This window comes from Blastomonas sp. AAP25, from assembly GCF_001295965.1.
GTDB lineage: Bacteria > Pseudomonadota > Alphaproteobacteria > Sphingomonadales > Sphingomonadaceae > Blastomonas > Blastomonas fulva.
The window spans coordinates 56,185-69,684 of sequence record NZ_LJHP01000047.1 but is presented as its reverse complement, the minus strand read 5'-3'; the positions used below and the strand labels follow the sequence as shown (position 1 = coordinate 69,684).

The following is a 13,500-nucleotide window of genomic DNA, read 5'->3' as shown; positions in this document are numbered from 1 at the left end:
GTCGCCCGGCAAACCAAACTGCTCCTGGCCTATCGAACGCTGCGCCATGGCTACCCACCCTCCTTGGAAAACCCATATAATCAAGGTCTAACCCCTATGTCTACCCCCACCCGCGCACAGGTCTCCTAGGCAGAAGTCCGGTGCATCCGATCAAGCGGAATGGCTCATCCCACGTCCCGATAGGGACGAATTCGCTCGACGGCTGCTTGCCAACAAAGCTCTTACTCGTGAGTGACGACCTTTCTATCGAACATCTCTCCGGATTTCAGAGTGTGATTCATCCCATCAGTACAACCCGCGTGGCCCTCGGTTATGAACAATGTACGATCATAGGAAGTATTGAGGATCAGACCGATCACGGCTTGTGAAATCGAGCATCCATTTGGGATAGAGGGGCGCCGGTGCACTGACTTGGTTGAGCCGATTGAGTTCATCCTCGGTCAGTGACCATGTCACTGTATTCAGGTTATCGACTAGTTGCTGGGGCTTCGTAGCGCCAACAAGGACCGAACTCACAGTCTGCTTTCGGAGCAGGTAATTGAGCGCGACTTGCGCAGGGCTTACATCGCGCTCTTTGGCAATGTTTTGGACCTCGCCAAGGATATCATAGCCCCGATCCTCGTCGAACTGTAGAAAATTCTGCTGTTCGCGGTCACGGCGCCCATCTCCAAGTGCCTTGCTTCCTCGCGGATATTTGCCAGTCAGAAATCCAGCAGAAAGTGGTGACCATGTAGTCAATCCAAGCCCTTGATCCTCGCAAAGTGGTGCGAGTTCATATTCTACATCGCGGGTGATGAGCGAATAATGAGCCTGAAGCGAAACAAATTTTTCCCAGTGGTGCCTGTCACTAATCGCGAGCGCCTTCATCAATTGCCAAGCGAAAAAATTAGAACAACCGAGGTATCGAACCTTACCTTGCTGAACCAAGCAATTTAGCGCCGAAAGGGTTTCCTCTAAAGGGGTGATGAAGTCAAAACTATGTACAACGTAAAGATCAATGTAGTCGGTTCCAAGGCGCCTGAGGCTTTCTTCGCAACTCTTTATTATGTGGCCTCGGCTTAGGCCGACATCGTTAATTTCTTTGCTCATCCGCCCCCGTACTTTAGTCGCCAATACTAACTGATGGCGCTTATCCTTTACAGTTTCACCGAGTATTTCCTCCGATCGGCCATGGGAATATACATCGGCCGTATCGAAGAAGTTTATACCGCTATCAATAGCGATGTCGGTTAGTCGCTGTGCCTCACTGATGTTTAGGCCACCCACCACTTCCCAGTAGCCGCCTGCTCCGTAGGACATTGTGCCAAAGCTCAGCTCTGATACGAGCAATCCGGACTTCCCGAGTTGTCGATATTGCATTTGCTTTCTCCTGATAAAATTCAAGTAGTTGTAGCCATACAGGGCGGATACCCATGTGGATGCCCGCTGGATATCTGCGCACCATTAATTTCAAGGTAAGGTGCCAAGTCTCCGAATTCCAGGATGGCGTTGTATCCTGCTTCATCTTGCGACGGAGAGTTGCCCGTACACCCTCGTAGCCAGTTATCGTTGGCGGTGCACCTTGAGCGGATGAGCAAGGACGGCGATCTCCAAGACCACCTCGTTGGCTATAGCAGAGCTCGCAACGATACGCCTGCGGCTCATCAAGGTCATTGCCCGCGTCGTCAAAAGCTGCTCGCATATCCGTCTCGCTATTGCGTCAGTCTGCCCCGAGATCGGCGTGTTCAAGGCCATCACCACCTGTCTCCGGTCAGCGCCGACATCGCCAGTGCGGCGGAAACCCTCAAGGCCCGAGCCCTCTCCCATCAACGTCGAAAAGCCCCTTGTTCTTGTTGCGGCGAAAAACGCCGAGGCCGACGCTCGCCCAGACCGCCCCACCAAACCCGAAACACCCGCTGTGCAGCGGGCTCATAAATAAGCCGGGCTAAGTAACGACGCCGTCTGGAATACTTGCGCGATCAAGCAGCCATCCGACCGCAAGATCGATGTAAGCGTCGATTTCCGTTTTTGACACCGGAGCGGCCCCAACAACCAGCCGCGCCACGGCATCTCCCTGTATCATTGCATAAAAGACGATTGACCATCGTCTCAGCGTCGCCAGGTCAATCGACGGATCGCTGATAGTCACCAGATAATTGGCAAGATGATCATAGGCCGTGTCATGACCGCATGAAAAGAAGATATCGGCAATTTCGGGATTGCGAAAGCCTTCGGCGCTGGCAACCCGTTGCAACCCCAACACCTCGGGCTCGCTGAGCGCGTCGACGAAAGCGTGGGCAAACTTGGTAAGTATCCCGCGCGGTGGATCGCTGTCGGCTGAAATGTCAGAAAGCGGTTCCATCATGCTCGCGCAGCGGGTTTCCATCATTGCCTGGAACAAGCCGGATTTGCCGCCAAACTGCTCATAAACCAGACTTTTCGAACCGCCTGAGCATTCAACAATTTGAGATATCGTTGCTTTTTCATAACCATGCTGCAGGAAAATCTCCGTTGCAGCATCAAGGATGGCAACCACACGCGCTTTCCCGCGGCGACGCAGTGGTTTGGTCTTGAGTGCAGCAGTTTCTGGTGTATCCGGCAAAATAGTAACGGCCTGTACGGTATCGATTCGGGGCTTTTGAAAATGCAATTCCATTTTAAGGCGCTTCAGCGAACTGTCAAAAATCGCGTGCGTTGCTCGGGAGGCCAGGTCGGAGCACTTGCCACAGCTCTGCTTCTGCTGGCCGGATGCGGCAGTGACAGCCAACCGGAGGATGCGCCGGTATTGGTGCGAAGCATGGTGTTGTCCCCTGCGGGGAGTGACGGCGCGGGCACACGTGCAAACTATGCCGGAACTATTTCATCACGCATTACAAGCGAGATTGCTTTCAGAGTGCCGGGACGCGTGATCGCGCGCAATTTTGACGTTGGCGACAGGCTTGCAGCGGGAAGCATTCTTGCCAGACTTGATCCGGCACCGTTTCGCAATAATGCGCAGTCGGCGGATGCTGCTGTGGCGGCTGCTAGCGCTGAACTGGCGCAGGCCGAAAGCGATGTGGCCCGCAACGCGCCTCTGGCGGCTGACCGGATTGTGGCAGCCGCAGAAATGGAGCGTCTTATCACCCAACGCGATGCAGCGGCTGCGCGGCTGCGGGATGCCCGGGCAAGGTTGGCCGCAACGCGCGATGATGTGCGCTACACCGAGCTTCGGGCTCCCATTGCTGGTGTGGTGACAGCCGTTACCGGTGAAGTCGGACAGTATTTTATTCCCGGCCAAACCATGTTCACTATCGCACAGCCTGCCGCCCTCGAAGCGGTGGTCGACGTTCCGGAGAGCATTGTTGGCAGCCTGCGCCAAGGTGGATCGGCCACAGTCACAGTTGCGTCATCAGAAACACCAATATCCGGACGAATTCGCGAGATTGCGCCGGCTGCCGATCCGGCGAGCCGCACTTACCGGGTGAAAGTCGAGCTCAATTCCCCTGGGCAAGCCCGCATCGGAATGACGGCGCGGGTCGCGTTTGAGCCATCAAAAGCAGCAGGCGATGAATCCGCCAACATAAAGTTCGTGGTTCCAAGAGCGGCCATCACGAACGATGCCCGGCAGCAGCCGGCTGTTTGGGTTATTGACAGCAAGGGGGGGGTCTTGTTGCGGCCAGTCACACTCGGCGATTTTGCTGGCACCAATGTGACAATCGTTCGCGGAGTGAAGGCAGGGGAGCGTATCGTTACGGCTGGTGCGCACCGCATCGATGCGGGCCAGCGCGTGCGCCCGTGGTCGGGTGAAATGCCATGAGCAGCTTCAACCTGTCGGCATGGGCGCTGCGCCACCGTGCGCTGGTTGCCTTCTTGATGGCGGCGATCATGACTGTGGGCGTGGCGTCCTATTTCAACCTCGGGCGCTCAGAAGATCCGACATTCACGATCAAGACGATGATCATTACCGTCCAGTTGCCTGGCGCGAGTGCGCGCGAGATGGAAACGCAGGTCGTTGACGAAATTGAGCGCGTAGTCCAGCAAGCGCCAAACTTCGATTATGTCACCAGCAAAGCGGAGCCCGGTGAGGCGACTTTGTTCGTGACCTTGCGCGACGATACTTCGCCCGAGGCGGTACCAGAGAGCTGGTATCAAATTCGCAAACGCGTGGGCGATTTGGCACCGCGCCTGCCACAGGGCACGATTGGCCCGTTTTATAACGACGATTTCGGTGATACCTTCGGCTCTGTTCTTGCCTTCCGTGCCGATGGCTTTTCTGATGCCGAAATGCGTGACATATTGCTGGCCACACGCCAGCGACTGCTGCGCTTGCCTGACGTTGCCAAGGTTGAACTGTCAGGCGTGCAGGACGAACAATTCGTTATCGAATTCAGCCATAACCGCCTAGTTTCTCTCGGGATCGCGCCGCAGCAGATGTTTGATTCTCTGCGGCGTCAGAATGATTTGGTCCAGGCTGGCACGATTGAGACCGACACGGATCGCATTCGGGTTGACCTCAACTCCTCGGTTGCAAGCGCCAAAGCCATTGCCGATGTTCCAATCGATATCGGCGGACGCCAGTTCCGTATCGGCGACATCGCGGAGGTCCGGCGGGATTTTATCGACCCGCGCCGATTCTCAGTCCATCTCAATAGTGAGCGTGTCACCTCGCTGGCTGTCTCGATGAAAGCGGGTGGAGACATCCTTCGGCTAGGTCGCGATCTGGACGCGGAAATCGCGGCGGTGCGTGAAACGCTGCCGGTAGGGATCGATATCATCAAGGTGGCTGATCAGTCGCGGGTGGTGGCAGAATCCATCAATGAATTTCTTATCAAGTTCGTCATCGCGCTTGGTGTGGTGCTGGTTGTCAGTTTTATCGCGATTGGTTGGCGTGCTGGACTCGTCGTCACACTATCCACACCTTTAGTGCTGGCGATTACTTTTACTGTCATGGATCTAACCGGGATAGGCTTGCATCGCATCTCTCTCGGGGCACTGATTATTTCGCTGGGCCTGTTGGTTGACGATGCGATCATCGCGATCGAGATGATGCTTGTTAAGCTTGAAGAAGGTTTGGACCGTACGGCCGCTGCCGCGTTCGCCTGGACATCGACAGCCTTTCCGATGCTTACCGGGACATTGATCACAGCCGCAGGCTTTCTGCCGGTCGGTTTCGCAAAATCCGGGGTTGGTGAATATACGGGCGCGATCTTCTGGGTTGTGGCGATTGCATTGCTGGCATCGTGGGTCGTTGCTGTCTTCTTTACTCCGTTCATCGGGTTCAAATTGCTGACAAAATCATCTGCCGGACATGAGCATGAGAGCTATTATAGTCCAATTTATGTACGGCTGCGGCGACTTATCACCTGGTGCGTTAACCGGCGCAAGCTGACGCTGGTCGCGACAGGCGCTGTATTTGTCATCAGCCTCTTGTTGTTCCCACTAGTGCCACAGCAGTTCTTCCCGGCATCTTCGCGACAGGAAGTTCTGGTGGATATGGAACTGGCCGCAGGGGCATCCTATGCGGCGACGCGCGCTCGGGCGGCGCAAATCGAGCAGCTCATCATGGATGACGAAAGGACCGATTATGTGCTGACTTATGTCGGCGGCGGTGGGCCTCGCTTCACCCTGTCCCTTAATCCCGAGCTTCCAAATCTGGCCTATGCCAACTTCATCGTGCACCCAAAGGACCCGCGTGACAGCGCAGCCATGACGACCGATTTCCAGGCAAAGCTGGCGGAAGCGCTCCCGGACGTTCGCGCCCGCGTGTCGCGGTTGGAAAATGGACCGTCGGTAGGGTATCCTGTGCAGTTCAGAGTGATGGGGGCGGATCCGGCGCAGGTTAAGCGGATTGCTGCCGAGGTGCGCGATGTAACGCGCCTTGATGAACGCGTGCGGGATACCAATTTTGAGTGGGGTGATATGGCGATGGCTGCGCGCCTGGATATCGACCAAGACCGTGCCCGGGCACTGGGCCTGACGCCTGCAGAAATTGCGTCCTCGTTGCAGACGCTCGTTGATGGTTATCGGGTAACACAAGTGCGCGATGGGACCGAAACCATCGATGTGATCGCGCGCGCAGTAAGCGAAGAACGCACTGCCGCTGAGAGTTTGAAAGACCTCACCATTCGTACTGCCAATGGCCAGTCGGTACCCTTGGCACAATTAGCGAAAATTGTGCCGGTGGTCGAAGATGGGTTGATCCGGCGTCGCAATCGCGATGTGACATTGAACGTGCGCGCTGATGTCATCGCCGGTGTGCAGGCTCCTGATGTTTCGAACGCAATCAACCCAAAGCTTGATGCGATCCGCGAGGGGCTGCCTTCGGGTTACCGCATTGAAATGGCGGGGGCTGTGGAAGAATCCGCAAAAGGAGGAGCTTCCATTGCCGCATTGCTACCGGCCATGCTGGGCCTTTGGCTGCTGTTCTTGATGGTCCAGCTGCAAAGCATGAGCCGCAGCATACTGGTTTTGCTTACCGCACCGCTGGGTCTGATCGGGGTAACGCTGACCTTGCTGATTACCCAGACACCATTCGGCTTTGTCGCCCAGCTTGGCGTCATCGCACTTGCGGGGATGATCATGCGCAATTCGGTGATCCTCGTCGACCAGATAGACCAAGACATTGCCAGCGGCAGTGAGCCACTGACGGCTGTCATCGAAGCCACCATCCGCCGCGCGCGGCCAGTGGTCCTGACCGCACTGGCCGCCATTCTTGCCTTGGTTCCGCTGACGCAATCAGCGTTTTGGGCACCGATGGCGGTTGCGATCATGGGCGGGCTGGCATTCGCGACGGTCCTGACCCTGTTTTTCCTCCCGGCACTCTATGCGGCATGGTTCCGGGTCGGCCCTGCCACCACTAGTGGGGATTACGGGTCGCCCTCGCCCGATGCGGGAAGTGTTACGGTATGACCAAGAGAACCGCAATCAAAGGCGCAATCGTGACGGCGACGACTACAGCTTTGCTCGCCGGGTGCACTACGATTGGTCCTACCACCGAGCTGGAAACACCATCGGGCACTCAATTTCGCAATGCTGACGGCTTGACACAGCGGATGGATGTGCCCGCACTCGGCGATGCAGCACAATGGTGGCAAGCAACGAATGACCCCGAACTTGCCCGCCTTGTTGAGCACGCCCTGACCGTCAATCTTGATATTGTCGCGGCGAAAAGCCGCTTTGATGAGGCCAATGCCTTCGTAAAGCGCGTTCGCGCCGAAAGGTTTCCGGCTGGAGACACCGGTGCTTCCGCCGCACGGCAACGCCAATCGCTGGAAGGCGTGCCAGGGGCCTTTATCGGCGATGTTCCGGGTTTCGAGCGGGATCTCACGATTTACGATGTCAGCACCCAAGCTAATTGGGAAATCGATTTGTTCGGTCGCTTGGGCGCAGCAACACGGGCCGCCCGCGCCAACCGGGCAGAAACCAGCGCTTTGCTCGACGGCGTGCGAATCAGTATCGCTGCCGAGACTGCCGATGCCTACGTCACGTGGGCCGCTGCCAACGAACAAATTGCCATCATCATGCGCCAGTGCGCGATCGCGGAGCAACTCGTTGAAACCGTCAGGCGGCGGCTCGCAGCTGGCACAGCTGCACGCACCGAACTCGACCAGATTGAGGGCGAACTCGCAAGGCTTGATGCGCTGTTGCCGCAGGTGCAAATGGCCGCTGAGGCCCAGCGCAATCGGCTGGTCGTTTTGACCGCAGGCGCTGAATTGAAGAGCGCACCGGTGGCGGTTCCGACGATACCGCGGTTGTCATCGCTGGCCAGCCCGGCAGTTGTGTTGCGTGCCCGCCCCGATGTCCGGGCCGCCGAGGCGCGTGTTGCGGCCTCGGACGCGCGGATCGCATCAGCCTTGATGGAATATTATCCGTCACTGTCGCTTGCCGGACTGATCGGGTTTCAATCGATTGATTCCGGACAGCTATTCAGCTCCTCCGCGTTCAACGCACAGGGTTTGATCGGCTTGCGCTGGCGCTTGTTCGATTTTGCCAAAATCGATGCCGAGGTTAAAGCAGCGCGTGCGCGCAGTGATGGGGTACTGGCCGGTTATCAGTCGGCATTGCTGCTGGCGACAGAGGATGTGGAGAACTGTCTTTTTGCGGCCATTGCCCGCGAAACACAGGTTCGCGAGGCGGAGCGCGCTCGGGGCTCAATCGAGCGGGCTACGCGCGATGCGCGCCGGACCTTTGAAGCGGGATTAATCGGTCTGCCGGCAAAGTTACAAGCCGAACAACGATTGCTTGATGTCGAACAGCAATCTCTTGATGCGCGTATCGCCCAAGCGCGTTCACACATTGCCCTATTTAGGGCAACCGCTAGCGGTTCGGATTATCAGCCCCCGGCACCGTGAAGGACTGTGAGCACAAGTGACCACAAGCGAAGGCTAGGGGCTATGGTGCGCATTGCTGTTGGGGGACGGAGAAATCCTCACCCGTATAACGCGACATTCCGCGACCAAATGAAGCCCAAGCCGGGTGAGCCAGTGCACGCCATCTTGAGATCAGCGGTAAGCGCCGACGGAACCCGGCCTTGCTGGGTGGGGTGATTTGTCCGAACGGCAGGGTCGAAGGAGGCCTTGCGAGTGGATAGTGATCAGTCAAACGAGCCTCGTATGAGTGCGCGCAGCGATGGCGGAGCGGTTGTACGGGTTGAGCGGCGAAGGCGCTGGAGCGACGAAGAGAAGCTCGCGATCCTGAAGGAAACGACGCAGCCTGGCGCGATCGTGGCATTGGTTGCCCGGCGATACGGGATTGGAACGGGCCAGCTGTATACCTGGCGCAAGCAGCTGCTGCGCGGCGCCATGGCCGGGTTCGTGCCGGTGGAGGTGATGAGCGCAGAACCGACGCAGGAAGCAGCGGTGACTGGGCGGCGCTGAAGTTGGCGCTTGAAGTTATCGGCGAGCTCGGCCTTTGAGCCTGACGCTGCCACCATCGGCGAAGATCTATCTGTCGCTGGCACCGTGCGACATGCGCAAGGGCTTTGACGGGCTATCGGCCCAGGTCCGCAATATCCTGCAGCTCGATCCGTTCAGTGGTGCTGTGTTCCTGTTCCGGGGCAAAAGGGGCGACAGGCTGAAGGCGCTGGTCTGGGATGGATCGGGACTTTGCCTGTACGCAAAGCGGCTCGAGTGGGGCAAGTTCGTATGGCCCCGGACACAGGACGGGGTGGCGGTCCGACTGTCGTTTGCACAAGTGGCGATGCTGATCGGAGGGCTCGACTGGCGGCAGGCGATCGTGCACGAAAGGGTGCTGGTACCGACGCTCGCCTGATCAGAAAACGCCCGGAAAACAGGCGTTTTTTGTAGGATCAAAGTGGCTGTTACGCTATAGTTGCGGGCATGCGGTTCGACCTTGATCGCCTCCCTTCAGACCCTGTTCTCCTGCAGAAAATGGTGCGGGAGATGGCCGAGGCCGTTGAACTGGAGCGCGATGCGCTCAGGCTTGCAAACGACACCGTCAAGACACAGAGCCTGACCATCGAAAAGCTCGAGCACCGGCTCGCGCACCTTTTGCGGGTGCAGTTTGGCCGCAGCTCGGAGCAGATGGATATCGCCCAGCTGCGCCTGATGTTCGAGGAAGTCGATACTCCAGTGCCTGCCGATGACGACGATGCGGCGGAAACGTCGAAGAGCATCCGCGAGGCCGGATCACACCAGCCCATCCCGGCCCATATCCCCAGGCAGACGACAGAGCATCGTCCCGGCCCCTGTGCCTGCGGCGGCACCGATACCGTGATCGGCGAGGATGTGACGGAAGTGCTGGATTATGTGCCTGCCCGGTTCCGGGTGCTGCGCCATGTGCGTCCCCGCATTGCATGCAGGCGCTGTGAACAGATCCGGCAGGCACCGGCCATCGATCTTCCGTTGCCCAAGGTCATGGCGAGCAGCGCGCTGCTCGCTCATCTGATCACCAGCCCTGGTATCGTCAGTCGGCGATCCTGCGCCGCCAGGGCGTGGATATCGATCGCGATGTGATGGGGCGCTGGGCGCGCAAGCTGGCCTGGTTGATGGCCCCGCTTGGCGAACGGCTGCTCTCCCATATCTGTGAGGCACCCAAGATCCATGGAGACGAGACGCCAGTCACCTTGCTGAACGGCCAGGACGGCAGCAGGACCGCTTACTTCTGGGTCTACCTGCGCGATGATCGGTCAAGCGGTGATATGAGTCCACCTGCGGTTGCGTTCCGCTTTACCCCGGGCCGAGGCGGAGAGCACCCCGCGGCACACCTTGCCGGGTATCGCGGCTATCTCCAGGCCGACGGCTATAGCGGATATAACCGGCTGTATCGTGATCCGGACCGCTTCGTAACCGAGGTTGGCTGCTGGGCGCATGCCCGGCGCAAGTTTACCGACATCCTGGAAAAGAACCCGTCGCCGGTCGCGGCAGAGGCGGTGGTGCGCATCGGCGAGCTGTTCGCGATCGAACGCGATATCCGCGGCGCACCTCCCGATCAGCGAAGGCGGATCCGTCAGGAACTGGCACGGCCAAAGCTCGACGCGTTGCGACCCTGGCTCGAAGCGCAGAGGCGCAGGCTGTCATCCGACAGCACCCTGGCCAAGGCGTGCCGCTATCCGCTCAACCGATGGGCGGCGATGGTCCGATACTGTGACGACGGCCTGCTCGAGATCAGCAACAATCTCGTGGAAAATGCCCTGCGCGGTGTTGCGCTCGGACGCCGGAACTGGCTGTTCGTCGGCTCACCCAAGGGCGGTGATGCAGCGGCGCTGTTCTACTCTCTGGTCGAAACGTGCCGTCTGAACGGTGTGGAGCCCGAGGCTTGGCTTACCGACGTCATCGCACGTATCGGTGATCACCCGATCAACCGGATCGACGAGCTTCTCCCATGGCAATGGCAGATGGCCCGACAGATCCAGACCCTGGAGCAGGCTGCTTGAGCAACGCGTTCGTCGTTCGGATGAGGATCACGCTGGACGATGTGACCCCGACCGTCACCCGGCTAATCGAAGTGCCGCTAGGCATCCGGCTTGATCGCCTGCACGCGGTCTTCCAGGCGGTGCTTGCCTGGACCGACAGTCATCTGTGGGAACTGACGTTCGGGCGCACAGGCTTTGGCATCCCTGACCCTGGGTATGGCTTTGATGGTCCGCTTGATGCCCGCAAGGCAACGCTGGCCGAGGCGCTCGAAGGTATGCGCGGCAAGACGTTCCGTTACCTTTACGACTTTGGTGACGGATGGGAGCACAGCGTCAAGATCGAAGGCATCGCCCCGGCTGAACCACAGATCAGCTACCCCCGCCTGCTTGAAGCAAAAGGCATGCGTCCGCCTGAAGACTCGGGTGGACCTTGGGGCTACGCCGAAACACTGGAAGCCCTGTCCGACCCCGCCCACGAATATCATGAGCAGGCGCTCGATATCCTCGGCGACGACCATGATCCGCACGCGCAGCCGAATATCGATCTGATCCACGCCCGACTCCAGACCCTCACAAAGAAATGGGCACCGCGGCAACGAAAGGCGAAATAGCCCGCGTCAATGCCACCTTCCGTCGGCGCTTACACATGACCTGGGTAGCGCTTGTTATCTACTACACCACAGCTTCCTCAGCATTCGATAACCGTCCAACCGCGGCCGGTGAGAATCTCGAGCTCTCCAGCGTCAAAGGCATCCTTGCGCATCGCCAGACACAAGAGATGGGTCGGGCGGGTCATCGCAACGTAGTGTAAACGGAGCCGACCAAGCATTCGAGAGCCCTCGTAGAGCACCTTGCCTGGGCGATTCAACCGCGACCCACCTATCTTCGCGCCAAGCAGCCAAGGTTTGAGTTCGCTCAGGTGATGTGCGAAGTAGAAGCTGTCGAGTACCAGTGTCGCGGTGTGGGTCTCGCCCTTGACCGAGTGAATTGATCCCAGTCGAATGCGGACCTGTGGGGCATCCTCGGGGTAAACGAATAGATTGTCTGTATGCGCAATTGGCGCGGCTCCGGCTTGGAGTGCTGCTCGATGCTCCGGCCAAGCGAGAAATGCAGTCGCATCGTCAAGGGCCCCGGCGCCACTCAGCTGCTGGACGATTGCTTCAGCTTGCGGAAGCAGCGCTGCCTGCCAATCCGCTTCAACGATCTCGCCACGGCATTCGAGCACAGCTTCGATCAGGGCGAGATAAGCGGGATGCGCCTGAGTGTCGGCTAGGAGATCGGTGACTCGGCGATGCGGCGACTTGCGCGTTATCCGCCCGTGCGTCCCGCCGACAAGTTCGCTTGCTGCGAGTAGCGCCGAAGCCGTCGCATTGACGAGCTTGTCACTGTTGCCGCTACCGGCCATCTGGAAGCGCGCGCGTGCCAAATATTGCGCGAAACTGGCTGGCGCCGCTTCCTTGCGTGCGCAGGCCGGATCATAATTGGGGGCGTAATGGCCCATAGCGTGCGGCACCCGGCCAGCCTCGTCGAGATCGTGCACGCCCGCCACCGCAGTAAACACGCCGCGTTCGAGCACATGGGCGTCAAACGTCGCGACGAGATGCGCGCCATAATGGGGCAGCACAGACTGCACGCTGGCGTCGTCGAACAGGAACAGCGTGGGCGCGTGGTGGGCGACGCCGTGCTCCGGCGGCGGCCCTGCACCGACCAGCTCCTGGGGCGCAACCCCGAGCCCCTTCACTTCATCTGCGAGCAGCTGCGCGAAACGGTAGCTGCGCGGCATCGCCTGAACCGCAGCGCTGGGGAAGGGATCGGTCGCAGCGCCTTCGGCGCCGACGCGCGCATATATCGCTTGGTTTGAGTCTCCAAAGCGCTGCCGGCGCGATGGCGCGTCACCCGCGGAAAAGATTCGGTGCAGGAGCGCCGACTGCGCCTCGCTATTATCCTGGGCCTCGTCGACGAACAGCAACGGGAAGCGCCGCCGGAGGTCTACGGCGGCCTCGGGCCGCTCGTCGAGCAATTCGTTCGCCCAGACGAACATCTCGTCGAAACAGAAGTATCCCTGTTCGCTGCCCGTACGGCGCGCTTCGAGGAGCGCCTCGTAAGTCGGCGTCTTCGGCCCGAACTTACCGGTACTGCCGCCTGTATAGTCAGGCCGTGTGTAAATCAGACATCCTTCGCTGAGTCGGGCTTTTTGGACTGCCCAGCGTGTCTTTCTGGGCAGGAGTCTCCAGCGCATGGCAAGCGCAATTTGCGTATCGATGCACTGCACTTCGAGACCCTTAGAGCGCAGCCAGGGCAGCGCCAGATACTCGTTCACGAACGCGTGGATCGTGCCAACGAAATGCGGGTAGCGGGTCAACGAGATTCCTGCAGCCGAATTGCCGAGCTTGACACCGATTTCGTTGCGCGCCGCATTGGTATGCGAGAGTACGCAGATTCCTTGCTGCCGGTGCGGCCACCTCGTTGCCAACACGGCGAGCTTCGCAACCAGAAGCGTGGTCTTGCCACTGCCAGGACAGGCCTCGAAATCGATCGTGTCGAGATTGAGCATTGCCCGGAGACGGCTATCGTCATCACCGACCGGCGCGAAGCCGTCCGGCCCAAGTCCCATGAGCTCGGCCGCCCAAGCCACGTCCTGCTCTCGGATAAGATCGTCGAACATCGGC

11 protein-coding genes and 1 pseudogene are annotated in these 13,500 nt (G+C 59.1%); 9 read left to right on the top strand and 3 right to left on the bottom strand.

Translation table 11 applies throughout. From position 1 onward, the window contains the following. Nucleotides 1–327: 327 nt before the first annotated feature. On the bottom strand, nucleotides 328–1,359 hold the full coding sequence (locus IP68_RS20005) for an aldo/keto reductase (RefSeq protein ID WP_082382526.1): 1,032 nt from the start codon (nucleotides 1,357–1,359) through the stop codon (nucleotides 328–330). A 226-nt stretch (nucleotides 1,360–1,585) separates the two neighbouring features. Between IP68_RS20005 and IP68_RS20865 the strand changes: the two genes are divergently transcribed. After that, nucleotides 1,586–1,918, top strand: a complete 333-nt coding sequence (locus tag IP68_RS20865) for a transposase (RefSeq protein ID WP_156318317.1) — start codon at nucleotides 1,586–1,588, stop codon at nucleotides 1,916–1,918. A 6-nt stretch (nucleotides 1,919–1,924) separates the two neighbouring features. Here the strand turns inward: IP68_RS20865 and IP68_RS20000 are convergent, their stop codons facing one another. After that, the gene (locus tag IP68_RS20000; protein WP_082382525.1) at nucleotides 1,925–2,635 is read right to left on the bottom strand and encodes a TetR/AcrR family transcriptional regulator; all 711 of its coding nucleotides are present in this window, start codon (nucleotides 2,633–2,635) and stop codon (nucleotides 1,925–1,927) included. Between IP68_RS20000 and IP68_RS19535 the strand changes: the two genes are divergently transcribed. From IP68_RS19535 to IP68_RS19500, 8 genes and pseudogenes are all read left to right on the top strand, one after another. Further along, the gene (locus IP68_RS19535) at nucleotides 2,624–3,775 is read left to right on the top strand and encodes an efflux RND transporter periplasmic adaptor subunit (RefSeq protein ID WP_231684197.1); all 1,152 of its coding nucleotides are present in this window, start codon (nucleotides 2,624–2,626) and stop codon (nucleotides 3,773–3,775) included. The genes IP68_RS20000 and IP68_RS19535 overlap by 12 nt on opposite strands. Continuing rightward, a complete protein-coding gene (locus IP68_RS19530) occupies nucleotides 3,772–6,867 on the top strand; it encodes an efflux RND transporter permease subunit (RefSeq protein ID WP_054136693.1) in 3,096 nt (1,031 codons plus the stop codon). The genes IP68_RS19535 and IP68_RS19530 overlap by 4 nt, the downstream gene beginning before the upstream one ends. Continuing rightward, on the top strand, nucleotides 6,864–8,309 hold the full coding sequence (locus IP68_RS19525; RefSeq protein WP_082382524.1) for an efflux transporter outer membrane subunit: 1,446 nt from the start codon (nucleotides 6,864–6,866) through the stop codon (nucleotides 8,307–8,309). The genes IP68_RS19530 and IP68_RS19525 overlap by 4 nt, the downstream gene beginning before the upstream one ends. Before the next feature lie 261 nt (nucleotides 8,310–8,570). After that, nucleotides 8,571–8,762: pseudogene (locus IP68_RS19520) on the top strand (transposase); the annotation flags it as partial. Between the two features lie 106 nt (nucleotides 8,763–8,868). Beyond that, the gene (gene tnpB, locus IP68_RS19515; RefSeq protein WP_231684196.1) at nucleotides 8,869–9,228 is read left to right on the top strand and encodes an IS66 family insertion sequence element accessory protein TnpB; all 360 of its coding nucleotides are present in this window, start codon (nucleotides 8,869–8,871) and stop codon (nucleotides 9,226–9,228) included. Nucleotides 9,229–9,296: 68 nt separating this feature from the next. After that, nucleotides 9,297–9,932 (top strand): IS66 family transposase zinc-finger binding domain-containing protein, encoded by a 636-nt coding sequence (locus IP68_RS19510; RefSeq protein WP_082382522.1) that lies wholly within the window; start codon nucleotides 9,297–9,299, stop codon nucleotides 9,930–9,932. Further along, a complete protein-coding gene (locus IP68_RS19505) occupies nucleotides 9,911–10,852 on the top strand; it encodes an IS66 family transposase (protein ID WP_231684195.1) in 942 nt (313 codons plus the stop codon). Before IP68_RS19510 ends, IP68_RS19505 begins: the two co-directional genes overlap by 22 nt. Continuing rightward, on the top strand, nucleotides 10,849–11,442 hold the full coding sequence (locus IP68_RS19500) for a plasmid pRiA4b ORF-3 family protein (RefSeq protein WP_231684194.1): 594 nt from the start codon (nucleotides 10,849–10,851) through the stop codon (nucleotides 11,440–11,442). The genes IP68_RS19505 and IP68_RS19500 overlap by 4 nt, the downstream gene beginning before the upstream one ends. 77 nt (nucleotides 11,443–11,519) lie before the next feature. On the opposite strand, the gene IP68_RS19495 is transcribed toward IP68_RS19500, so the two are convergent. Then, complete coding sequence (locus tag IP68_RS19495) at nucleotides 11,520–13,496, bottom strand: UvrD-helicase domain-containing protein (RefSeq protein WP_054136689.1); 1,977 nt, start codon at nucleotides 13,494–13,496, stop codon at nucleotides 11,520–11,522. Nucleotides 13,497–13,500 lie beyond the last annotated feature (4 nt).